Here is a 21,666-nt window from a genome sequence, read left to right on the forward strand (position 1 = left end):
TCTTCTGTCTGATCTTGTCCGGTCTTACCCATGCTGCGATTGTGGATATCGTCGTCAACCAAAGCGACAGTCCTGATCCTATCGGTGCCGGCGGGCTGCTGACCTATACCATCGTGGTCAGCAACAACGGCCCGGATGACGCGACCGGCGTGGTGTTGACCGATACGATTCCCGGCACGGTCACTTTTTCCAGCGTCTCCACGACCAAGGGCGCCTGCGTCGGCACATCCACCATCACCTGTACCATCGGCAGTTTGACTATTGGCGAGTCAGCCACCGTTCTGATCCGGGTGGTGCCCACGGTCGTCGGCACCCTCACCAATACTGTGACAAGCACCCGTAACGAACCGGATTCCAATGCCGCGAATAATGCCGATACCGACATTACCACCGTGCAGACCGGTACTGATCTTTCGATCACCAAAACCGACAGCGCCGACCCGGTTTCGCAGGGGGATTCCTTTTCCTACGCCCTCACGGCACGCAACAATGGCCCCTATGCGCTGGGTGCCTCAGATACCCTGACCATAACCGATAATGTTCCCAGCGGTATCCGGGTGACCGCCGTGCCCTCCGGCACGGGCTGGAGTTGCTTGCCCGCGTCCGGCTATCCCATGAACGGCCCGTTTGCCCTGACCTGTACCCGCACCGGGGCGGTGGCGATTGCCGCCAATGCCCCGGTGCTGACCGTACCGGTCATGGCGTTGTCGCTGGGCACCATTACCAACCAGGTGACGCTGTCGTCTTCCATCCGGGATGACAATACCGCTAACAATAATGCGACGCAAAGCACGACAGTTAACCAGGCTTCCGATGCTGCCATAACCAAAGGCGTGAACCAGACCGGTAATCTGGGTCTGGGCCAGACCTACACCTACACCTTGTCACCGACACTGATTGTCGGCACCACCGGCACCATTACCGTCACCGACAATTTCCCCGCCGGTGCGGAACTGACTGCCACCCCTACCGGTACTGGCTGGACTTGCACGCCCAACGCGGGGTTTCCGCTGGCCGGGCCGCAGGTCATCAGTTGCACCCGGGCATCCGCCAGCAACACCAACCCGACACCTTTGTCGCTGAATGATATTACAGTCAGTTTCCGGCCAACTGCGACCGGTGCCCTGAACAACGCGGCCAGCATCAATCCCGGTGCAACCGATCCGGTGCCGGGCAACAACACCAGCTCCACAGTGTCGAATACCGTCATCAATGATGCGGCCATCACCAAGACCGTCAGTCAGGCGGGTAACCTGGGTCAAAATCAGGCCTATACCTATACCTTGGCCCCGGTACTCAATATGGGCACCACGGCGGGTACCATTACCGTTACCGACAACCTCCCCGCCGGTGTCACGCTGACTTCTGCGCCAACCGGCACCCTCTGGAGCTGTACACCTAACAGCGGTTTTCCGCTGGCCGGGCCAGTGGCCATCAGTTGCACACGCGCGGGAACCGGTAACGCCGGCCCGGCGGCATTGTCGCTGAACAACATCAGCTTCGGCGTGCGCCCCACCGCCACCGGGGCGCTGGCCAACACAGCTACCATTAACAGCGGCGCGACCGACACCACCGCCGGCAATAACAGCAGCACAGTCAATAATACGGTCATCAACGATCTGGTGGTGGCCAAGTCAGTCAGCGCTGCCTCGCCGCTGGCTACGGGCAGCACCTATACCTATACCCTGTCACCCTCTCTGGCCATGGGGGATACCGGCGGCGTGATTACGCTGGTGGATAATTTCCCGGCAGGAGCCAACCTGACCAGCAACCCGACCGGTACCGGCTGGACCTGCGGAGTATCACCCGCCGGTGTTTTGCCCTTGGCCGGGCCGCGCACCATTACCTGCACCAAGCCGACAGCAGTGAATGCCGGTCCGGGTTCATCCAGCCTGAGCAATGTCACCTACAACTTCTCGCCCACGGCGGTGGGGACTCTGGTGAATAATGTCACCATCAGCAGTCCCGCCACGGATACCTCCCCGGCCAACAACACTGCCTCCACCAGCCGGACGGTCGTGGCTCCGGGTGTCGATATGCAGGTCACCAAGACGGTTTCCAATACCTCACGTTCCGTGGGGGCCACATATAGCTATACGCTGACGGTGCGAAACAACGGACCATTGCAAAAACCCACCGGTCAATTGGTGACGGTCACGGATATTGCACCAACCGGCATCACTTTCAATAGCGCTTCCGGAACCGGCTGGACATGTTCATCGTCCACCGGCAGTTTTCCCATCGTCGGGAACGATACGGACTATGTGCAGTGCACACGAACCAGTTCGCTCAACGCCAATACCAATTACCCCACGATCACTGTCGGTGCGGTGGGAACGGCAGGCGGAGTCTATACCAATACCGGGACGGTGATTTATACCGGGGATACCAACGCCACAAACGATTCATCCAGCGTCAATATCACCATTACCTCCAATTATGACCTGGTGATTTCCAAGAGCGACAGCGCCGGGGGCTACGGACCTGATCCGGTCGCCGTGGGCGATACCGTGGATTACCGGTTGCGGGTAACCAACAACGGCCCCACTAATGTGCCCGGCGGCGTCACCCTTACTGTCACTGATACCCTGCCGGCCAATACCACCTATATCTCGGGCACCGAAGTGACAGTCGGACAGGGCTGGACTTGCCCAGCTGGACCGATCAGCGGCTCGCCGGGTCCGGTGACCGTGGTCTGCACCCGGACGGTTACCGGCATTGCCACCAATACCTTCAATAACGGCGTTAGCAGCGATATCCGCTTCATCCTGCGGGCGGATTCCGGCGCCGGAACCACCATGACCAACAATGCCCGCGTGGATGTGACGGCAGGTAGTGCGGAAAGCAATACGACGAACAATACGGCCAATGTCAATACGGCAGTTCGCGGCTCGGCCGATCTCTCCATCACCAAGACTGCGTCCGTGGCCAGCCTGCTGGCCGGGCAAAACCTGACCTATACGGTCACGGTCACCAACAACGGCCCCGACGCCACCGGTATCAACAATGTCAGTGTCACTGACAACATGACCAGCAACCCGGGTGCAACCTTTGTTTCGGTGACGCCCGCCCAACCGGGCTGGAATTGCAACAACCTGATCAACCTGGTTTGCGATTACAACAACTCCCTGTTGTCCGGGCAGAGCGTCAGTTTTAACGTGACGGTGACTCCGACTGTGGTCGGCAGTCCTCGCAACAATACTGCTACTGTTGGCCTGCGCCAAAATGGCGTGACCTTCCCGGTGGACCCGGACGCAGCCAATAACTCGGCGACCGTGGGCGTCAATGTCCTTAATTCGGTGGACCTGTTTGTCAACAAGACAGATGCACCCGACCCGGTTCGCGCCGGTACGGACCTGACGTATGTGGTGACCGTCGGCAACACCGGTCCGGGAACCGCTACGCCGGTCACCCTGACAGATACCCTACCGGCTGAGTTGATCCTCTACTCCATTAATCCGTCGGGTGGCGGAAGCTGTACGACCACCCCGGCCAGCACCACTTATACCTCGGCCAATACCAACGTCAGCCCGCGCTCGGCCTTCACGACGCTGACCTGTACTTGGGCGAACCTGGCTGCGGCTTCCCAGCAAACCGTCACCGTCATCGGCCGCCCCACCAATGCCGCCGCCACCGCCGGTTCTATCAGTAATACCGCTTCGGTGTCACACGGTAACAGCGGCACGGTTCCCGACATTAATGCCCTTAACAATTCGGTCACCCAGAATACGACGGTGCTGCAAGCCCAGATTGATCTGCTGGTCAACAAGGTGGACACCCCTGATCCTGTCGCGCTGGGCACCACGACTACCTACAATGTCACCGTGACCAACCAGGGACCGTCGGCCGCCACCAACATTGTCCTGACCGAGAACCTGCCCAGCACCTACGTCAGCTTCGTCAGCGCCACTCCCAGTCAGGGTACCTGCGGTGCGCCGGTCGCCAATGTCATGACCTGTAACTTGGGTAATCTGGAGGTAGCCAATACTGCCAGCATTGCCATTGTCATGAACGCAAATATTGTCGGCGTGGACACCAATTCGGTCAGTGTCACGGCCGATGAGTTTGACACCAATCTGGTCAACAACAGCGTCTCGGAAAATACAACCGTGCAATTGGGTGCCGATTTGCAACTCAGCAAGCTCGCAACTCCCAATCCCGTGATTGCCGGTAATTCCGTGTTCTATTATTTGCGGGTAAGGAATACCGGTCCGGCCAACAGCGCCGTGACGCTGGTGGATACATTCCCGTCGGGCATCGGCTTTGTCAGCGCCGTGGCCTCGCAAGGCAGTTGCAGTCATGCTGCCGGAGTCGTGACCTGTCCGCTGGGCATGGTTCCTTACAACGGTTTTGCGGAAGTCACCCTGGTGGGTACGGCCCTGACGGGCGGCGTCCAGTTGAACAGCGCCACAGTTACCGGCAGTTCCCCGGATCCCAGCCCGGTTGACAACACGGCAACCGCGCCGGTGACCGTGGTAGACGGCATGGTCAGTGGTCGTGTTTTCCGGGATGACGGCGCGGGTGCCGGCACGGCGAATGACGGCCTGCAGGGGGGAGACGAAGCCGGGCTGCCCGATGTGATTGTCGGCCTGACCGATTGCGGCCTGACCACGCCGCCCAATACCGTGACCTACCTGACCGATACCACGGACGCCCTCGGGGATTACTCCCTGATCGTTCCGGCGGCGCTGGCCACCGGCGCGGTGCTCTGCGTGGTGGAGTATCCGGTGTCAGGCTATATCAGCACCGGCGGCAGTCCGGGCACCACGGCAGGCTCCTATACGCTGGCGACGGATACCACGCAATTCACCTATACCGATGGCGTGGCCTACAGCGGCGTCGATTTTGCTGATGTTTCGCAAAGCCGCCTGTACAGCAACCAGGTGCGCAACACCACGCCCGGCGCCATCCTGCAACTGCCCCATATCTTTGAGGCGGACTCGGACGGCATCGTCACGTTCAGCCTGAATGCAGTCTCCAATCCGGGCGCGCCACTGTGGAGCGAGGTGTTGTACCAGGACGCGAATTGCGATGCCTTGCTGGATCCCTCCGATCCTCCGGTCACCGGCCCCTTCGTGATGACGCCGGGCGGCCGGATCTGCCTGCTGATCAAGGAATTCGTGCCGGTGCAGGCGAACGATGGCGCCCGTAACACCATCACCCTGACCGCGACGTTTGTTTACGACAATCTGGTGCCGGCGGTTTCGGATGTGCTGGTCAATCAGGATCAGGTATCTGTCAGCCGCAATGACACCCTGTTCCTGTACAAGTCCGTGGACAAGGCGGCGGCGCAACCGGGCGATGTCATCACCTATACGGTTCAATACCGCAACGAGGGGGTGTCGGCGATCAGCAACCTGAATATTTATGACGCAGTGCCGGCCTTTACCCACAGCCCGTCCGCCGTCTGTATCCTGCCCTTGCCTTCAGGCCTTACCGGATGTACGCCGGTCATAGCCAATCCAGCCATCGAGTGGAACTTCAGCGGAGTGCTGTTGCCGGGAGCGGAAGGGGCGGTGAGTTTTACCGTGACCGTGGATAATTGAACTTTACCCCGGTCAGGGTTGGGAGCTGACCTTATAGACCCGCAGGCGGACAAAAACCTCGCCCTCCGCCTGCGGAGGTACGTCCCTCACCACCCAGCGGATATGGCTGACCAACGCCGGATTGACGCCATCCGCCTCCCGGTAGCTGGCGCCGCCATCGGTCGAAACCTCGATCTCCGCGCCTTCCCCGCCTGCGCCTCCGGGCAGGTACACGGCGCTGTCCGGCACCGGATTCTCAATGATGACCCTGTCCGCCGGTGTGTCGCTGTCATTCCGGTAATGAATGGTCAGCAGCAGCCGGTCGCCGTGATGGAGATGCGTGGCAGGTTCGCGGCGGATCAGCACGCTGCCGTCGTCCTGAGCCGTCTCGACCTCACGATAGGCCTGCATCTGCAATTCCACATCCGCTATTCCTGAAGCGGAGGCCAAGGACAGGATCATGGCCGCCACAGCCCTTCGCCAAGTCCTTGCTACCGCAGTCGCCGGATTCCCCTTGCATGCTTTTTTCATAGGTTGATGTAACGCCGGATGAATCTGAAGCTCTAACTATAGAAGCCTGTTGTCAGGCTGTCATCAGGCCAATATGCTTGCCGCATAATCCCGGGGCCGGACACAAGCCAATGCTGGAAGATGATGCTTTCATTCGCCGCCTGATTGCCCGCGATGCGGCGGCCTGCCGCTATCTGGTGCAGAAGCATCACGGCCGGTTGCAGGCCGTCGCCAGGGCGCTGGTGGGGCAATCGGCCGAGGATGTGGTGCAGGAGGCATGGTTGCAGGCTTTTCGCGCCTTGCCCCGCTTTGAGGGGAGATCCACCCTGAATACCTGGCTGACCCGGATTGTGCTGAATGCCGCCTACAGTCACCATCGTTATGACCGCTCGAAGCTGACGCTGTCACTGGACACCGCGATGGGGGAGGGGGAGCCGATGGCTGAGCGTTTTGACGGTTGGGGACACTGGAACAACCCGCTGGCGTCATGGTCGGCGGACTCACCCGAGGAAGTGCTGGGGCGGGAACAATTGGCCGCCCTGTTGCAGAAGAAGGCGCAGGAGTTGCCGGAAGCCCAGCGCCTGGCCTGGCTGCTGCGTGACCAGTCCGGTCTGGAGTTTGCGGAAATTGCGGAAACCCTGGGCACCAGCCAGGCCAATGTCCGGGTGCTGCTGCACAGGGCGCGGCTGCGGCTGATGGAAGTGATCAACCGGTTTGAGGAGGGCGCATCATGCTGAGGTGTCGAGATATCGTCCGCCACGGAGATGCCTTCCTGTCCGGGGAGATGCGGGGCTGGAAACGGGCGGGGTTCTGGGTGCACCTGTTGTTTTGCCGCTACTGCCGCCGTTATATCCGGCAGTTGCGCACCACGCAGGCGGTTTCAATTTCCCTGCCGCCGTCCGCTGCGGCCTCCGATGCCGAGGTGGATGCGGTGTTGGCCTGCATTGCGGCAGACGCTGTCGAAAAAGACAGGGGCCGCGATTAAGCGGCCCCTGTGGTCCTTCGTGAACGGTTATTGACGGCGGGTCAATTGTCTGTATTCTGCAGGCTCATGCCGCGTGTCGCCTGATCCAGATAACGGCTGTTGTCATTGCTGCCCAGCTTGATCATCAGACGCAGGTCATTCGGGGCGTCCGCATGCTTCAGGGCGTCCTCATAGGTGATTTCCCCGGCGGTGTACAGGTCAAACAGCGCCTGGTCAAAGGTCTGCATGCCCAGTTCCCGCGACTTCTTCATCAGTTCCTTCAGGTTGTGCACTTCACCCTTGCGGATGTAGTCGCTGGCCAGCGGCGTGTTCAGCAGCACCTCGATACAGGCGCGCCGGGCCTTGCCGTCCGGTGTCGGCACCAGTTGCTGCGCCACGATGCCGCGCAGGTTCAGCGACAGGTCCATGAACAGCTGTTCGTGGCGGTCGGCGGGGAAGAAGTGGATGACGCGGTCCAGCGCCTGGTTGGCGTTGTTGGCGTGCAGGGTCGCCAGCACCAGGTGTCCGGTTTCGGCAAAAGCGATGGCATAGTCCATGACCTCACGGGTACGGATTTCACCAATCAGGATCACATCCGGTGCCTGACGCAGCGTGTTCTTCAGCGCCACTTCGAAACTGTCGGTGTCCAGACCCACTTCCCGTTGTGACACCACGCAGCCCTGATGCTGGTGAAGGAATTCGATAGGATCTTCAATGGTGATGATGTGGCCGCGCGAGTTGGCGTTGCGGTGGCCGATCATGGCCGCCAGCGAGGTGGACTTGCCGGTGCCGGTGGCGCCCACGAACATGATGATGCCCCGTTTGGTCATCGCCAGTTCCTTGATGATCTCGGGCAGCTTCAGGTCATCCACCTTCGGGATGTTGGTTTCAATGCGGCGCAACACCATGCTGGCCATGTTGCGCTGGAAATAGGCGCTGACCCGGAACCGGCCGATGCCGCGGGCGGAAATGGCGAAGTTGCACTCCTTGGTGCGCTGGAATTCCAGGCGCTGGTCCTCGCTCATGATGCTCAGCACCACTTCCCGCGCCACATCGGGGGTCAGCGGATTCTTGGTGATGGGCACCATCTTGCCGTTCATCTTGATCGACGGCGGAATGCCGGCGGAAATGAACATGTCCGATCCGCCTTTCTCGACCATCAGTTTCAACAGGTCATCAAAATCCATGATTCATCTCCACATCAGAAGTTGTCAGGGGTCTTTGCCGCCGACCGCGCCACTGCCGGAGAAATGGTACCTTTGGCGACCAGGTTCTTCAGCGCCTGGTCCAGGGTCTGCATGCCCAGTGAGCCGCCGGTCTGGATGGCGGAATACATCTGGGCCACCTTGTTTTCGCGGATCAGGTTACGGATGGCGGGGGTGCCGAGCATGATTTCATGGGCCGCCACCCGGCCACCGCCGTTCTTCTTCAGCAGGGTTTGCGAGATAACGGCCTGCAGGGATTCCGACAACATCGCCCGCACCATTTCCTTTTCTTCGGAAGGGAACACGTCCACCACCCGGTCAATGGTCTTGGCGGCCGAGGTGGTGTGCAGGGTGCCGAACACCAAGTGGCCCGTTTCGGCGGCGGTCAGCGCCAGGCGGATGGTTTCCAGGTCACGCATTTCACCCACCAGGATGATGTCAGGGTCTTCCCGGAGGGCGGAGCGCAGCGCTTCGTTGAAGCCGTGGGTGTCGCGGTGCACTTCGCGCTGGTTGATCAGGCATTTTTTCGACTGGTGCACGAATTCGATGGGGTCCTCAATGGTGAGGATGTGGTCGAAGCGGTTGGCGTTGATGTAGTCGATCATGGCCGCCAGCGTGGTGGACTTGCCGGAGCCGGTGGGGCCGGTCACCAGCACCACGCCGCGCGGGTAGTCGCTGATTTCCTGGAAAATCTTGCCCATGCCCAAGTCTTCCATGCTCAGCACCTTGGACGGAATGGTCCGCAGTACCGCACCGGCGCCCCGGTTGTGGTTGAAGGCGTTGACCCGGAAACGCGCCACGCCCGGCACTTCGAAGGAAAAGTCAGTTTCCAGGAATTCTTCATAGTCACGACGTTGCTTGTCGTTCATGATGTCGTAGACGAGGCGGTGGACTTCTTTATGTTCCAGCGGCGGCAGGTTGATGCGGCGTACTTCGCCATCGACGCGGATCATCGGCGGCAGTCCGGCGGAAAGGTGCAAGTCGGAAGCACCGTTTTTGGCGGAAAACGCCAGCAGTTCCGTAATATCCATGAGCGGCTCCAGAAATAAAGCGGGCGGGGGTCAGCGCCCGTCGGGTTTTTTTATAGAATAGGCTAACTTATAGCTTTCATCGGGTTGCATCAAGCATGGCAGACATCCCTTTTCACCTGGCCGGGGTCCGTACACGGATTGAAGCCGCCTGCAAGGCGGTTGGTCGTGATCCGGCATCGGTTCATCTGCTGGCGGTCAGCAAGACCCGGCCCGCCGAAGACGTTGCCGCCGCGCACGCCGCAGGGCAGATCGCCTTTGGCGAGAATTATGTACAAGAAGCCGTCAACAAAATTCAAACGTTGTCACATTTATTGTTGGAATGGCATTTGATTGGTCCCTTGCAAAGCAACAAGACCGCCGAAGTGGCCGAATGGTTCGACTGGGTGCACAGCGTGGACCGCCTGAAAATCGCCCAGCGGCTTTCATCCCAACGACCTCAAGGGAGCAAGCCGCTGAATGTCTGCATCCAGGTCAATATTGACGATGAAGACAGCAAGTCCGGCTGTCGGCCCGAAGAAGCCGAAGCGCTGGCCCTGGCGGTGCTGGCGCTGCCGAATCTGCGATTGCGGGGGCTGATGACCATTCCACGGCCCGGAAACCCGGCGGCACTGGCGTTGCTGGCGGAGCTGCGCAATCGTTTGCTGGCGAACATTCCCGCCCTTAGCCCGGCTGGCTTTGATACACTCTCCATGGGTATGTCCGACGACCTGGAGGCCGCCATTGCCGCAGGCAGCACCATGGTGCGGGTCGGAACGGCCATTTTTGGCGAACGGGTCAAGCAAGTGCAGGAACCAGGCTTAACATGAGTATCACTATCGGATTTATTGGTGCGGGCAACATGGCCGGCGCGCTGTCGGGCGGACTACTGGCGAAGGGGCAGGCCGCGACGGCGCTGGCCCTGTCAGATCCCAGTGATTCACAACTGCAATCCTTCCGGGAGCGCGGTATCTGGACAACCGGCGACAACCGCGCGCTGGTGGAGCGCAGCGACGTGCTGGTGCTGGCGGTGAAGCCGCAAGTGATGAAGGATGTGCTGAAGCCGCTGGCGGACATCGTCCAGGCGCGCAAGCCGCTGGTGATTTCCATTGCCGCAGGTATTCCGGTGGCCTCGATTGATCGCTGGCTTGGCGGGAATGTCGCGGTGGTGCGGGCCATGCCCAATACCCCGGCGCTGGTGCAATCCGGGGCCACTGGTCTTTATGCCAACGATCAGGTGGGCATGGAATTGCGTCGTCAGGCCGAAGAGATCCTCGGCGCGGTGGGGATGACGGTGTGGGTGGATGACGAGGCGCTGATTGACAGCGTCACGGCAGTGTCTGGCTCCGGCCCCGCCTATTTCTTTTATGTCATGGAAGCCATGATTGCGGCCGGGAAGGAGCAGGGTCTGGATGAACGCACGGCCCGCGCCCTGACCCTGCAGACCGCCCTCGGGGCGGCGCAGATGGCCATTACGGCGGATGTCGGCCCGGATGAACTGCGTCGCCGGGTCACCTCGCCGGGCGGCACCACCGAGCGCGCCATTGCCGCCTTTGACCAGGCGCAACTGAAGCAGGTGTTTTCCGGCGCGCTGAACGATTGTGCGGCGCGCGGCCGTGAGCTGGCGGCGCAACTGGGCAAGGGAGACTGAACATGAGCGCGACCGGCCAGATTCTCAACCTGTTGATCAGTACGGCTTCCCATATCTTCATCCTGCTGCTGTGGATGCGCTACCTGCTGCAACTGGTGCAGGCGGACTTTTACAATCCGGTATCCCAAGGCGTAGTGCGCTTCACCGATCCGGTGCTTAAGCCCCTGCGCAGCGCCATGCCAAAGTCTCGTTTTCATGACTGGTCGGCTTTGCTGGTGATTTTGCTGTTGCAGTTGCTGACCACGACGCTGCTGGCGCTGGTGACGGTTGGCGCCACCCTGCCGCCGCTGGGGCTGTTGTTCACCACGATTTTTGATTTGCTGTTCATGGTCACCGACTTTTTCTTCTGGTTGATCATCGTCAGTGTGGTGTTGAGCTGGATCAGTCCGGGGCACAGTCCGGTCACCGGCCTGATCCAGCAGTTGGCGGAGCCGGTGCTGGCCCCGTTCCGGCGCTTGTTGCCGTCCATGGGCGGCATGGACCTGTCACCGATCCTGGCTTTTCTGGCCATCCAGGTGATCCAGATCCTGTTGCGGGCGGCGGCCGGGTCGCTGCACGGCATGTTTTAGGTGGCTGGCCCGGTGCTGATGTCCGGTGAGGACATGATCCTGCAGGTTCATGTCCAGCCCGGCGCCAGCAAAACGGGACTGGCGGGGCTGCACGGCGACGCCGTCAAGATCCGCTTGCAGGCCCCGCCGGTGGATGGCAAGGCCAACGCCGAGCTTTGCCGTTTTCTTGCCGGGATTTTTCAGGTAAAACGTCAGGATGTATGTGTGATCAGTGGGGAAACCAGCCGGCAGAAGCGGGTGCGCATCACGCGTCCCGATGGTTTGCCCGACGCCATAAAAATGATTGTTCAGGGGATACAGACGTGACACAGGCAGTTCAGGTCGGAGACAGGTTGTTGACGGGCATTCAGGCGTTCAGCGCCTGGAAGCTTTCCGTGGCAACCGAAATCAAGCGCTACCGCATGTGGCTGCACCAGCAGGGGCTCAGCACCGTCGATCTGGACGACAAGCTGGCCCGTTGCCTGCGCGCCTTCACCACCGACCGCATCCTGCTGGCCTTCGTCGGTGAGTTTTCACGCGGCAAGACCGAGCTGATTAATGCCTTGCTGGGCCGCCACTTCAAGAGCCGCTTGTTTCCCACCCGCATCGGCCGCACTACCATGTGCCCCACCGAAGTGTTCTACGATCCCCAGTCGTCCGCCCCCTACATCAAATTGCTGCCAATCCAGACCCGGAATAGCGGTACGCCGTTGTCATCCTACCGGCGGCAGCTGGAGCACTGGGCGCATCTGGATATCGACCTGAACAGCCCGCAGTCGATGCAGCGCGCCTTCGAGGAGGTGGCCAAGACCCGCGAAGTGCCGACGCAGGTCGCTGAAAGCCTTGGTTTCGAAGTGGAATTCCTGGAGTCGTCGTCGAAGAAGGACGGCTATGTGCATATTCCGTCCTGGCGGCACGCCCTGATCAATCTCGATCACCCGTTGCTGCGGCTGGGTCTTTCCATTATTGACACCCCCGGCCTCAACGCACTGGGCCTGGAGCCGGAGCTTACCCTCAGTTTCCTGCCCGAAGCGCATGCGCTGCTGTTTGTGCTGTCCGCCGAATGCGGCGTCACTGCCAGCGACTTCGCCATCTGGAACAACCACGTGCGTGATCTGGCCTCGCGCAGCAATACCGCGCTTTATGCCATCATCAACAAGATTGACCTGCTGGAAGAGGAAGAGGAAGATTTTCCGCCGGTCAACTCGGAAGAAAGCCTGCGCCGCATGATCCGGCTCTCGGCCCGTCAGTTGCACCTGCCCGACCACCATGTCATGCCGCTCAGCGCCAAGCAGGCCATGCGGGCACACATGCTGGGCGACCCGGTGCGCCTTGCGAAAAGCCATATTATTGAGTTGGAGGCGGCGCTGGCCAGTTCGGTCATTGCCGCCCGCGAACAATCCTTGCGCAACACCACGCTCAAAGATGTCATTGAGATGGTGGACACCAGCCTGAATTCGTTGCTGACCCAGCGCGAGTCGCTGAAGGAAGAGCACAGTGTCTTCAGCCGTAATGAAAAAGATGTGGAAGTGGAGCTGGTGGGCCTGACCCGTCTGGTGCGCCGTGATCAGGAAAAGCACAGCCAGCGGCTGGTCATTCTGCAGGAAGGCAAAGTGTCGCTGGAGCAGCATCTGGGCCGCATCAGCGAAGTGGTGGGCGATGACAAGCTGGACTGGCATTTCAACCGCGCCCGCGAAGCGACCCGCAATACGCTCAATTTCGGCGTAGCGACAGCGGTGGGCATCTTTTTCCAGGGCCTGAAGCTGGACATGCGCCGCTTGCGGGACGAGCTGGATTCCGCCCGCCAGACGGTGGACCGCATTTACCAGCGTTATTATCAGGAAGTGGGTGCGGCTAACGTGCAGTACCCCGATATCAACATCGATCCGCTGATCGAGGAGTTTTCCGAGCTGGAAAAGCAGGCCGCGCCTTACAAGAATCGTTTCGGCAACCTGCTGGCCAGCCAGGAAAAAGTCTTCGATCATTTCTTCGAAACGCTGGCGCGCGAGGCCAAGAGCCTCTACGAGAAGGCGCGTGAGGAGGCGGTGCGCTGGTGCAAGCAGTCGCTGGCGCCGTTGATGCAGCAGACGCTGGAGGCGAAGAAGCGCATTGACGAACAGTTGCAGCGCCTGGAACACCTGCAGATGATTGACGCCACCCGCGACCAGCGGCTGGTCAGCATCCAGCATCAACTGGAGCTGCTGGATGACCAGGAGAAGTTCCTGGTGGAAATCTCCTTCCGCCTGCAGCCGGTGGAACTGGTCTGACCGGGAAAAGCCGCCGCTCCGCCCCTTGAGACTGGCGGCGGAATCCCGGACAATGCAGGCCGTCCAAGCAGACTGCCGGTAGCAGACCATGAGACTTTCCTTTGCCGAGTCGGGGGCCGCCATCCTGCTGCCCCTGACCGTGATTGCTGTTTTCCCTTTTCCTGAAGGCGCTTCCGCCACCGGCTTGGCTCTAGCCTGGCTGGTGTTCATGGCGGTGGCTGCCTTGCCGGCCGCCTTTCTGGAATTTGCCCTGGTGCGCCGGGCCAGGCAGATGCCTTATCCCGGTATTGCCCAGCTAACCCGCGATGCCGATGCCCGCACCGCCTGGCGCGGCCTGATCCCTTTCAGCCTGGTGATGCTGGCGGCGCTGGCGGCGCTGGCGTCTGCCGCCACCGTCGATTTCATGCCCGCCGAGCCCGAGTGGCTGGGACTGGCCGCGCCTTGGCTATTGCTGGCGCTGGCGTCGGTGATGGTCTGGGCCGGTATTGAGAAGTTGCTGGGGCTGGGGGGGCTGCTGGCGGCCGGCAGTATCGCTGTCAGCCTGTTTCTGGGCGAAAGCCCGCTGGCGTTCAGCCTGCCGGATGCGCGGGGTTGGCAGCATTCGGCCTTCCTGGCCCTGCTGGCGGGAGGCTCCGGTATCGGTCTTCAGGCGTGGCTGGCCCAGCGCCGACTGGCCGATGATTCTGCTGCCTCTGCGGTGGCACCCTTCTTGGGCGTGCAGGCGGTGGCCGGTGTGCTCATTTTCATGGCCGGTGATTTGCGTCACCAGCCCGCAGCCTGCGCCTATGTGGTGCCGGCCTTGTTCGCCGTGGCACTGATGCTGCACGTGCTGGTGCAACAACTGACCGGCAAGGGCTATGCCCGTCCGGCGGCGCTGGGCGCGGCGGTGGCCGTGACCGGTGGCTTGACCTTCCTGGCGATGCAGCCGACTTTCGGCACCCTGGTGCAGTTGCTGGGCTTGCTGCCGTTGCTGGGGCTGTCGCTGTTTGCGGGCTGGATCATGAAGATCAGTCATGTGCGCAAGGCGTTGAACCTGCCCTCCGAAGGGGTCTACAACCTGTGGCGGGTGGCGGTGCGGCTGGTGGTGCCCGGACTGTGCCTGTGGGTGATGACCGGAGTATTCCTGTGAGCGGGGACCGGTTGCTGGCGGTGGAGGTGGCTTATGCCCTGCCCACCCAGCAATGGGTGATTGCCTTGCAGGTACCGGAAGGCACCACGCTGTTTGAGGCGGCCGTGCTGTCGCGGCTGATGGAGAAAGCGCCCGGACTGGATCTGGAATCCGTCAGCCTGGGAGTGTTCGGCAAGGTGGAGAAGAGCCCTAAGACCCGGGTGCTGAAGGACGGGGAACGGGTCGAGATCTTCCGGCCCCTGATCAATGACCCCAAGGAAGCGAGGAAGGCCCGGGCCGCCAAAGTGAAGGAGACCCGGCAGGACAACGCCTAAAGCGGATCGGCGTTAAGCCCAGCATCGCGGCTGGGGGAAGCTTGCAGGCTCTTTTCCGGCAGGCTGTCCAGGCCTTCAATGCGGTCGAGCTTGCCGCCGCTGAAGTGCAGCGTCAGGCGCTGGCCGGTGATTTTCTTCACCCCGGCTTGTTGGGCGTAGGTACCCGGTTTCAGCGTGTACAGGTAGTCCCAGCGGTCGGGGCTCAGCGGGTCGGAGACCATCGGGCTGCCCAGCACATAGCGGACCTGGGCGGGGGTCATACCGATCTTGAGGCGGGCGGCCATGTCCCGGGTCACCGGGTTTCCTTGCGGCAGGTCAATGGTATAGACATGCAGGGCGTTGCAACCGCCCAGCAGGACCAGGGAAAAGAACAGGGGCACTATCAGCTTTTGCCGCACAATCGACCATCCTCACTTGTTTGCAGTTAAGCATAAGCCGATAATCGTACACCATTCTAGGGTTATTCTGTTATGAGGCCGTACATGCCATTGAGTAATCAGGACCTGCGCAAGGCAGGACTGAAGGTCACCCTGCCGCGCATCAAGATACTGGAGCTTCTGGAAAGCTCGCCAGTGCATCATCTGAGCGCCGAGGATGTCTACAAGGCTTTGCTGGAACAGGGCGAGGATGTGGGCTTGGCGACGGTTTACCGTGTGCTGACCCAGTTCGAGGCCGCCGGTATTGTCGAGCGCCATCATTTTGAAGGCGGGCATTCGGTGTTCGAGATCAGCCAGGGCGAGCATCACGACCACATCGTCTGCGTCACCTGCGGCAAGGTGCTGGAGTTCCATGATGAAATCATCGAGGAACGCCAGCGCAGTGTGGCCGGGTCCATGGGTTTTGTGCTGACCGGCCACGCCCTGCATCTTTATGGCGTGTGTGACCGGCCGGAATGCCGTGAAACCTGGAACCAGAAAAACCGCTGATCAGGCCCCGAAACGTTCGTTGACCTGGTTGAACACCCAGGTTGCCAATCCCACGATCAACAGGGTCGAAAACGCGCGCCAGATCAGGTCGTCCCGTTCAATGAAGTCCCATACCGCCAGAATGCTGATGACGGTGCAGAACAACAGGCACAGTGAAATCACCGTGAAGGAAATGCTGCGCACCAGCAGGGGGTTGATGAAACCGCGACGGGGGCCGTCCGCTTTGGGCAGCACCGGGCGGCGGTTGTCCGGTTCGGGGAAATTTTCCATGAGTCTCTCCGTAAAAGCGTGCCTCATGCTGCGCTGAAATACGGCGCTTGCCAAGGCGCACGCCGGCCTTTGTCGTTTCTGTTCTGTCATCAGCCGGTGTCGTTCTGGTGCAATTCGCCCGGCGGAGGCATACTCCGCAAAACAGCCGCTTTACCCGGAATCCCCATGAGTGCGACTCCCTCGAACCGGCCCCTGGCCGACCGCATGCGTCCCCGGACACTCGATGAAGTGTTCGGGCAGGAGCACCTGCTGGGGCCCGGCGCGCCGTTGCGCATCCTGCTGGATCATGGGCAGTGCCCTTCACTGGTGTTCTGGGGGCCGCCCGGTGTCGGCAAGACAACGCTGGCGCGCATGGTGGCGGGTTATGTCGATGCCGATTTCATTGCCCTGTCGGCGGTGCTGGCCGGGGTCAAGGAACTGCGTGAGGCGGTGGCGCGCGCCCAGCAACAGGCGCAAGGCCTGCTGGCCCGGCGTACCGTCCTTTTTGTCGATGAAATCCATCGTTTCAACAAGTCCCAGCAGGACGCCATGCTGCCTTATGTCGAGGACGGCACCATCACGCTGATTGGCGCAACCACAGAAAATCCCTCGTTTGAGCTCAATTCCGCCTTGTTGTCGCGGTTGCGGGTCATGGTGTTGAAGCCGTTGTCCGCCGAGGCGCTGCTGCAACTGGTGCAGCGCGCCCTGAGCCTGCCGGAACGCGGTCTCGGGGCTGCGCCGGACAGCCTGCCGGCGCACTGGCTGGAACGGGTGGCGGGCATGGCTGATGGTGACGCCCGCAAGGCGCTGGTGCTGCTGGAAACCGTCTACGAACTGGCGCGTGCGGAAGGCGGCACCGACGACCAGGTGCTGGAGCGTTTCCTGGGCAAGGGCCTGCGTCGTTTCGACAAGGGCGGTGAGCAGTTCTATGACCAGATTTCCGCGTTGCACAAATCGGTGCGGGGGTCTGATCCCGATGCGGCCTTGTACTGGCTGGCGCGGATGCTGGACGGAGGCTGTGACCCCGGTTACGTGGCCCGCCGCCTGCTGCGCATGGCGGTGGAAGATATCGGCGTGGCCGACCCCCGCGCCTTGCAGGTGGCGATGGAGGGCTGGCAGGCTTTTGAGCGGCTGGGCAGCCCGGAAGGGGAGCTGGCGCTGGCGAACGTAGCGGTGTATCTGGCGTGCTGCTCGAAAAGCAATGCGGTCTATAGCGCCTGGAAGGCGGTGCGCGGCGTGGTGGAGCAGACCGGCAGCCTGGAGGTGCCGATGCATATCCGCAATGCTCCGACCCGGTTGATGAAGGATCTGGGTTATGGTGCAGGTTATCGTTACGACCATGATGAGCCGGAAGCCCATGCCGCCGGGCAGCAGTTCCTGCCGGACCGGCTCAAGGGGCGGATATTCTATGAGCCGACCGAACGCGGGCTGGAAGCAAAAATCGCCGAGCGGTTGCGGCAAATGCGGGGCAAGTCCTGACGGCTTGTTGGTATTAGGGTTTCACAGGATGGTAAGGGCAGCATGAATTCTGATTTTGACCGGGTGATTGAGCGTCGTGAAACCGACAGCCTGAAGTGGCAAAAGTACGCCGGGCGGGACGTGATTCCGATGTGGGTGGCGGACATGGATTTTGCCGCGCCGCCGCCGGTGCTGGCGGCCCTGCAGGCGCGTGTGGCTCACGGGGTGTTCGGTTATGGCGCGCCGCCGGAATTCGCGACGGTCATTGCCGACGCCCTGAGGCGCGATTATGGCTGGGAGATCCGGCCGGAGTGGGTGGTGCCATTGCCCGGTCTGGTGTGCGGCCTGAACGTGGCCGCCCGCGCCATTGGTGAGGAGGGAGATGCGCTGGCGACGGCGACGCCGGTCTATCCACACCTGTTTACCTGTGCGGGCAACATGGGCAAGGAGAGCCAGAAGTTGGCTCTGGATGAACAACATCACTGGACGTGGGATTTGGACGCCTTGGCGGCGCTGACCACGCCGCGCACCCGCGGGCTGATGTTGTGCCACCCGCACAACCCGATCGGGCGGGTGTGGAGTGCCGAAGAGTTACAGGTCATTGCCGACCACGCGCAAAAACATGATCTGGTGGTGGTCAGCGATGAAATTCATTGCGACCTGATCCTGGAGCCGTGCTTGCGGCACAGGCCGTTTGCCATGCTGTCCGCCGACGCTGCCGCCCGCAGCATTACGCTGATGGCGCCGTCCAAAACCTACAATATTCCGGGGCTGGGCGCGGCCTTTGCCGTGATCCCGTCCGATTCGCTGCGCCGGCGGTTTCAGGGCGCCATGGCGGGCATTGTGCCGCATGTGAATATCCTGGGGCTGGCGGCGACAGTGGCGGCTTACCGGGATTGTGCGGACTGGCGGTCTGCGCTGCTGGATTACCTGCGCGGCAACCGCGACCGGGTGATGTCGTTGCATGGCGCGGGCGGGTTAAAGGTGGTGAAGCCGGAAGCCACGTATCTGGCGTGGATGGATTGCCGGGCGCTGGGACTGGATGATCCGGTACGGTTTTTTGAAGATGCGGGCGTGGGCCTGTCGGACGGGCGTGACTTCGGGTCGCCGGGGTTTGTGCGGCTGAATTTCGGGTGTCCGCGGCTGACGCTGGAAGAGGGGTTGCGGCGAATCCGTTTAGCGGTTAGCCGTTAAGCAGCGGAGCCGCGTCCCGACGCGGCCCGCCATCACCCACGCCGCTTAAACGCTCAAATACTCGGCAATGATCCCTTCGCTCAAATCCGCAATCGGGCCTTCGGCCACCAGCCGGCCCTTGTCCATCAAGTAAAAATCACTGGCCACCTGCCGCGCAAAGGGCAGTTTCTGTTCCACCAGCAATACGGTCAGGCCGTGTTCGCGGTTCAGGCGCTTGATCACCTCGCCGATTTCCCGGACGATGTTGGGCTGGATGCCTTCGGTCGGTTCGTCCAGGATCAGCAGCTTGGGGTCGAGGATCAGCGCCCGGGCAATGGCCAGCTGCTGTTGCTGGCCTCCGGACAAATCGCCGCCGCGTCGATGGCGCATTTCCTTCAGCACCGGGAACATTTCGTAAATATGCGGTGGAATCTGCCGCATCTTGTCCGCCCGCGCGCCCAGTGAAATCCGCAGGTTTTCCTCCACCGACAACAAGGAGAAAATTTCCCGCCCCTGCGGCACATAGCCGATGCCGGAGCGCGCCCGGTTCTCGGTGGCCAGCTTGTGGATGGGCTGGCCGTTGAACTGGATTTCACCGGTTTTCACCGGCAGCAGCCCCAGCAGGCACTTCAGCAGCGTGGTCTTGCCGACGCCGTTGCGGCCCATGAGGCAGGCGCAGGCGCCGTCGCGGATGTTCAGGTTCAGATCCCAGAGAATATGGCTCTGGCCGTAAAACTGGTTGAGATGACGTACTGACAGCATGGCGTTTCTCCCTCTTACTCGCCCAAATAGACTTCAATGACCTTCGGGTCTTGTTGAATCTGGTCCATGGTGCCTTCGGCCAGCACCGAACCCTGGTGCAGCACCGTGACCTTGCGCGCAATGGAGCGCACGAAGGCCATGTCGTGCTCGACGACGATCACCGAGTGCTTGCCCGCCAGCGATACCAGCAGTTCGGCAGTGCGTTCGGTTTCCTCGCCGGTCATGCCCGCCACCGGTTCGTCCACCAGCAGCACGCGCGGGTCCTGCATCAGCAGCATGCCGATTTCCAGCCACTGCTTTTGCCCGTGTGACAGGCTGCCCGCCTGCCGGTCGCGGTGCGCGGTGAGGCGGATCAGTTCCATGATTTCGGCAATCCGGTCGCGCTGTTCGCCGCTGATCTTGAAGAACAGGTTTTTCCAGGCGCGTTTGTCGCTGGCCATGGCCAGCTCCAGGTTGTCATAGACGCTGAGTTGTTCGAAGACGGTGGGCTTCTGGAACTTGCGGCCGATGCCGCCTTGCGCAATCTGGTGTTCGTCCAGTTCCAGCAGGTTGATCAGCTGGCCGAACCAGACCTCGCCGCTGTCGGGGCGGGTCTTGCCGGTGATCACGTCCATCATGGTGGTCTTGCCCGCGCCGTTGGGGCCGATGATGCAGCGCAGTTCGCCCTCGTCAATGTAGAGGTTGAGTTTGTTCAGCGCCTTGAAGCCGTCAAAACTGACGCTGACGTCTTCCAGATATAGCACCGGGCCCTTGCCGGTATCCAGCGGCAGCTCGCCGCCCTGCGTCATCAGGCGGGTGGGACGGCGCGTCTTCAGCGCCGGGAATTTCTCAAGCACCTTCATGCCTTTTCCTCCGGAGTGGCGACAGGGGCGGGGGTGGCCGGTTCTGCGGATTTGCGGGCGAACCGTTGCGGACGGCGCAGGCCGACCAGTCCTTTGGGCAGGAACAGCGTCACCAGCACGAACAGCGCGCCCAGCGCGAACAGCCAGGCATCGGGATAGGCGGAGGTGAACCAGCTCTTGGTGTAGTTGACGCTGAGCGCGCCCAGCACCGCGCCGAACAGCGTGCCTCGTCCGCCTACCGCCACCCACACCACCTGTTCGATGGAATTCAGCGGCGCGAATTCACCGGGGTTGATGATGCCCACCTGCGGTACATACAGCGCCCCGGCCACGCCCGCCAGCATGGCGGCAAAGACATAGACCCAGACCTTGTAGCGTTCCACCTGATAGCCGCAGAACCGGGTACGGCTTTCGGCATCACGGATGGCCACCACCACCCGGCCCAGCCGCGAGGTGACGATGAAGCGGCAGGCGAGGTAGCCCAACCCCAGCGCGAAGGCGGAGGCGAGGAACAGGCCGACGCGGGTGCTGTCGTGGCTGAGCGAAAAGCCCAGCAGATCCTTGAAGTCGGTGAGGCCGTTGTTGCCGCCGAAGCCCATTTCATTGCGGAAGAAGGCCAGCATCAGTGCATAGGTCAGCGCCTGGGTGATGATGGACAGGTAGACGCCGGTGACGCGGGAGCGGAAGGCCAGCCAGCCGAAGACAAAGGCCAGCAGCCCCGGCACCAACAGCACCATCAGCATGGCGAACCAGAACTGGTCAAAGCCATACCAGTACCAGGGCAAGGAGTCCCAGTTCAGGAACACCATGAAGTCGGGGAGTTCGGCATTGCCATAGACGCCGCGACTGCCGATCTGCCGCATCAGGTACATGCCCATGGCATAGCCGCCCAGGGCGAAGAAGGCGCCATGGCCCAGCGACAGGATGCCGCAATAGCCCCAGATCAGGTCCAGCGACAGCGCCAGCAAGGCGTAGCAAAGGAACTTGCCCAGCTGGGTGACGGTGAAGGTGGAGAGGTGGAACACCGAGTCGGCGGGCACCAGCAGGTTCAGCACCGGCACCAGCACAATGCTCAGGGCCAGCAGGCCCATCAGCCAGCGGCTGCCGGTATCGGCGAGGATGAGGCGTTGGGTCAG

21 protein-coding genes are annotated in these 21,666 nt (G+C 61.5%); 13 read left to right on the plus strand and 8 right to left on the minus strand.

All coding sequences use genetic code 11. From position 1 onward, the window contains the following. Positions 1-14 precede the first annotated feature (14 nt). Positions 15-5,546 carry a hypothetical protein gene (locus Q7T36_RS04805; RefSeq protein WP_304844607.1) on the plus strand — a complete coding sequence of 1,844 codons (5,532 nt, stop codon included), beginning with the start codon at positions 15-17 and terminating at the stop codon, positions 5,544-5,546. A gap of 12 nt (positions 5,547-5,558) precedes the next feature. Here Q7T36_RS04805 and Q7T36_RS04810 read toward each other — a convergent pair whose 3' ends face one another. Next, positions 5,559-5,987, minus strand: coding sequence for a hypothetical protein (locus tag Q7T36_RS04810; protein ID WP_304844609.1), 429 nt, complete (start codon positions 5,985-5,987; stop codon positions 5,559-5,561). A 179-nt stretch (positions 5,988-6,166) separates the two neighbouring features. On the opposite strand from Q7T36_RS04810, the gene Q7T36_RS04815 reads away from it, so the two are divergent. After that, the gene (locus Q7T36_RS04815; protein ID WP_304844611.1) at positions 6,167-6,772 is read left to right on the plus strand and encodes an RNA polymerase sigma factor; all 606 of its coding nucleotides are present in this window, start codon (positions 6,167-6,169) and stop codon (positions 6,770-6,772) included. After that, positions 6,766-7,020 (plus strand): hypothetical protein, encoded by a 255-nt coding sequence (locus Q7T36_RS04820; RefSeq protein ID WP_304844612.1) that lies wholly within the window; start codon positions 6,766-6,768, stop codon positions 7,018-7,020. Before Q7T36_RS04815 ends, Q7T36_RS04820 begins: the two co-directional genes overlap by 7 nt. Positions 7,021-7,061: 41 nt before the next feature. Here the strand turns inward: Q7T36_RS04820 and Q7T36_RS04825 are convergent, their stop codons facing one another. After that, positions 7,062-8,186 carry a PilT/PilU family type 4a pilus ATPase gene (locus Q7T36_RS04825; RefSeq protein WP_304844614.1) on the minus strand — a complete coding sequence of 375 codons (1,125 nt, stop codon included), beginning with the start codon at positions 8,184-8,186 and terminating at the stop codon, positions 7,062-7,064. Positions 8,187-8,200: 14 nt separating this feature from the next. After that, positions 8,201-9,235 (minus strand): type IV pilus twitching motility protein PilT, encoded by a 1,035-nt coding sequence (locus Q7T36_RS04830; protein ID WP_304844616.1) that lies wholly within the window; start codon positions 9,233-9,235, stop codon positions 8,201-8,203. 95 nt (positions 9,236-9,330) lie between these two features. On the opposite strand from Q7T36_RS04830, the gene Q7T36_RS04835 reads away from it, so the two are divergent. From Q7T36_RS04835 to Q7T36_RS04865, 7 genes are all read left to right on the plus strand, one after another. Then, complete coding sequence (locus Q7T36_RS04835; protein WP_304844618.1) at positions 9,331-10,041, plus strand: YggS family pyridoxal phosphate-dependent enzyme; 711 nt, start codon at positions 9,331-9,333, stop codon at positions 10,039-10,041. Then, positions 10,038-10,862, plus strand: coding sequence for a pyrroline-5-carboxylate reductase (gene proC / locus Q7T36_RS04840; RefSeq protein WP_304844620.1), 825 nt, complete (start codon positions 10,038-10,040; stop codon positions 10,860-10,862). Before Q7T36_RS04835 ends, proC begins: the two co-directional genes overlap by 4 nt. Positions 10,863-10,864: 2 nt before the next feature. Next, entirely contained in the window at positions 10,865-11,431 is a 567-nt protein-coding gene (locus Q7T36_RS04845) for a YggT family protein (protein ID WP_304844622.1), read from the plus strand. Positions 11,432-11,464: 33 nt separating this feature from the next. Beyond that, entirely contained in the window at positions 11,465-11,737 is a 273-nt protein-coding gene (locus tag Q7T36_RS04850) for a DUF167 family protein (protein ID WP_304844624.1), read from the plus strand. 29 nt (positions 11,738-11,766) lie between these two features. After that, entirely contained in the window at positions 11,767-13,677 is a 1,911-nt protein-coding gene (locus Q7T36_RS04855; RefSeq protein ID WP_304844626.1) for a dynamin family protein, read from the plus strand. Positions 13,678-13,765: 88 nt separating this feature from the next. Next, positions 13,766-14,806, plus strand: coding sequence for a hypothetical protein (locus Q7T36_RS04860; RefSeq protein WP_304844628.1), 1,041 nt, complete (start codon positions 13,766-13,768; stop codon positions 14,804-14,806). Next, a complete protein-coding gene (locus tag Q7T36_RS04865; protein ID WP_304844630.1) occupies positions 14,803-15,120 on the plus strand; it encodes an RnfH family protein in 318 nt (105 codons plus the stop codon). Before Q7T36_RS04860 ends, Q7T36_RS04865 begins: the two co-directional genes overlap by 4 nt. On the opposite strand, the gene Q7T36_RS04870 is transcribed toward Q7T36_RS04865, so the two are convergent. Continuing rightward, positions 15,117-15,518: an outer membrane protein assembly factor BamE gene (locus Q7T36_RS04870; RefSeq protein ID WP_304844632.1), complete on the minus strand. Its 402-nt coding sequence runs from the start codon at positions 15,516-15,518 to the stop codon at positions 15,117-15,119. The genes Q7T36_RS04865 and Q7T36_RS04870 overlap by 4 nt on opposite strands. 84 nt (positions 15,519-15,602) lie before the next feature. Here Q7T36_RS04870 and fur point away from each other — a divergent pair, with 84 nt between their 5' ends. Beyond that, positions 15,603-16,046 carry a ferric iron uptake transcriptional regulator gene (gene fur, locus Q7T36_RS04875; protein ID WP_304844634.1) on the plus strand — a complete coding sequence of 148 codons (444 nt, stop codon included), beginning with the start codon at positions 15,603-15,605 and terminating at the stop codon, positions 16,044-16,046. On the opposite strand, the gene Q7T36_RS04880 is transcribed toward fur, so the two are convergent. After that, complete coding sequence (locus tag Q7T36_RS04880; protein WP_304844636.1) at positions 16,047-16,316, minus strand: hypothetical protein; 270 nt, start codon at positions 16,314-16,316, stop codon at positions 16,047-16,049. It abuts the gene before it with no gap. 165 nt (positions 16,317-16,481) lie between these two features. Here Q7T36_RS04880 and Q7T36_RS04885 point away from each other — a divergent pair, with 165 nt between their 5' ends. After that, positions 16,482-17,774, plus strand: a complete 1,293-nt coding sequence (locus tag Q7T36_RS04885; protein WP_304844638.1) for a replication-associated recombination protein A — start codon at positions 16,482-16,484, stop codon at positions 17,772-17,774. A 42-nt stretch (positions 17,775-17,816) separates the two neighbouring features. After that, positions 17,817-18,947, plus strand: a complete 1,131-nt coding sequence (locus Q7T36_RS04890) for a MalY/PatB family protein (protein WP_304844640.1) — start codon at positions 17,817-17,819, stop codon at positions 18,945-18,947. Between the two features lie 45 nt (positions 18,948-18,992). Here the strand turns inward: Q7T36_RS04890 and urtE are convergent, their stop codons facing one another. From urtE to urtC, 3 genes are read right to left on the minus strand one after another with little or no spacing between them, the layout of a single operon-like run. Continuing rightward, positions 18,993-19,688: an urea ABC transporter ATP-binding subunit UrtE gene (gene urtE / locus Q7T36_RS04895; RefSeq protein ID WP_304844642.1), complete on the minus strand. Its 696-nt coding sequence runs from the start codon at positions 19,686-19,688 to the stop codon at positions 18,993-18,995. A 14-nt stretch (positions 19,689-19,702) separates the two neighbouring features. Beyond that, positions 19,703-20,476 (minus strand): urea ABC transporter ATP-binding protein UrtD, encoded by a 774-nt coding sequence (gene urtD, locus Q7T36_RS04900; protein ID WP_370690059.1) that lies wholly within the window; start codon positions 20,474-20,476, stop codon positions 19,703-19,705. A 50-nt stretch (positions 20,477-20,526) separates the two neighbouring features. Continuing rightward, positions 20,527-21,666 (minus strand): urea ABC transporter permease subunit UrtC, encoded by a 1,140-nt coding sequence (gene urtC / locus Q7T36_RS04905; protein ID WP_370690060.1) that lies wholly within the window; start codon positions 21,664-21,666, stop codon positions 20,527-20,529.

This window comes from Fluviicoccus sp. (assembly GCF_030646115.1).
Taxonomy (GTDB): domain Bacteria; phylum Pseudomonadota; class Gammaproteobacteria; order Pseudomonadales; family Moraxellaceae; genus Fluviicoccus.

Excerpts from the sequence above, each read along its gene's own strand:
- Q7T36_RS04810 (WP_304844609.1), bottom strand. The coding sequence starts at position 5,987 with ATGATCCTGTCCTTGGCCTCCGCTTCAGGAATAGCGGATGTGGAATTG.
- Q7T36_RS04815 (WP_304844611.1), top strand. The coding sequence starts at position 6,167 with ATGCTGGAAGATGATGCTTTCATTCGCCGCCTGATTGCCCGCGATGCG.
- Q7T36_RS04820 (WP_304844612.1), top strand. The coding sequence starts at position 6,766 with ATGCTGAGGTGTCGAGATATCGTCCGCCACGGAGATGCCTTCCTGTCC.
- Q7T36_RS04825 (WP_304844614.1), bottom strand. The coding sequence starts at position 8,186 with ATGGATTTTGATGACCTGTTGAAACTGATGGTCGAGAAAGGCGGATCG.
- Q7T36_RS04830 (WP_304844616.1), bottom strand. The coding sequence starts at position 9,235 with ATGGATATTACGGAACTGCTGGCGTTTTCCGCCAAAAACGGTGCTTCC.
- Q7T36_RS04835 (WP_304844618.1), top strand. The coding sequence starts at position 9,331 with ATGGCAGACATCCCTTTTCACCTGGCCGGGGTCCGTACACGGATTGAA.
- proC (WP_304844620.1), top strand. The coding sequence starts at position 10,038 with ATGAGTATCACTATCGGATTTATTGGTGCGGGCAACATGGCCGGCGCG.
- Q7T36_RS04845 (WP_304844622.1), top strand. The coding sequence starts at position 10,865 with ATGAGCGCGACCGGCCAGATTCTCAACCTGTTGATCAGTACGGCTTCC.
- Q7T36_RS04850 (WP_304844624.1), top strand. The coding sequence starts at position 11,465 with ATGATCCTGCAGGTTCATGTCCAGCCCGGCGCCAGCAAAACGGGACTG.
- Q7T36_RS04860 (WP_304844628.1), top strand. The coding sequence starts at position 13,766 with ATGAGACTTTCCTTTGCCGAGTCGGGGGCCGCCATCCTGCTGCCCCTG.
- fur (WP_304844634.1), top strand. The coding sequence starts at position 15,603 with ATGCCATTGAGTAATCAGGACCTGCGCAAGGCAGGACTGAAGGTCACC.
- Q7T36_RS04880 (WP_304844636.1), bottom strand. The coding sequence starts at position 16,316 with ATGGAAAATTTCCCCGAACCGGACAACCGCCGCCCGGTGCTGCCCAAA.
- Q7T36_RS04885 (WP_304844638.1), top strand. The coding sequence starts at position 16,482 with ATGAGTGCGACTCCCTCGAACCGGCCCCTGGCCGACCGCATGCGTCCC.
- Q7T36_RS04890 (WP_304844640.1), top strand. The coding sequence starts at position 17,817 with ATGAATTCTGATTTTGACCGGGTGATTGAGCGTCGTGAAACCGACAGC.
- urtE (WP_304844642.1), bottom strand. The coding sequence starts at position 19,688 with ATGCTGTCAGTACGTCATCTCAACCAGTTTTACGGCCAGAGCCATATT.
- urtD (WP_370690059.1), bottom strand. The coding sequence starts at position 20,476 with ATGACGCAGGGCGGCGAGCTGCCGCTGGATACCGGCAAGGGCCCGGTG.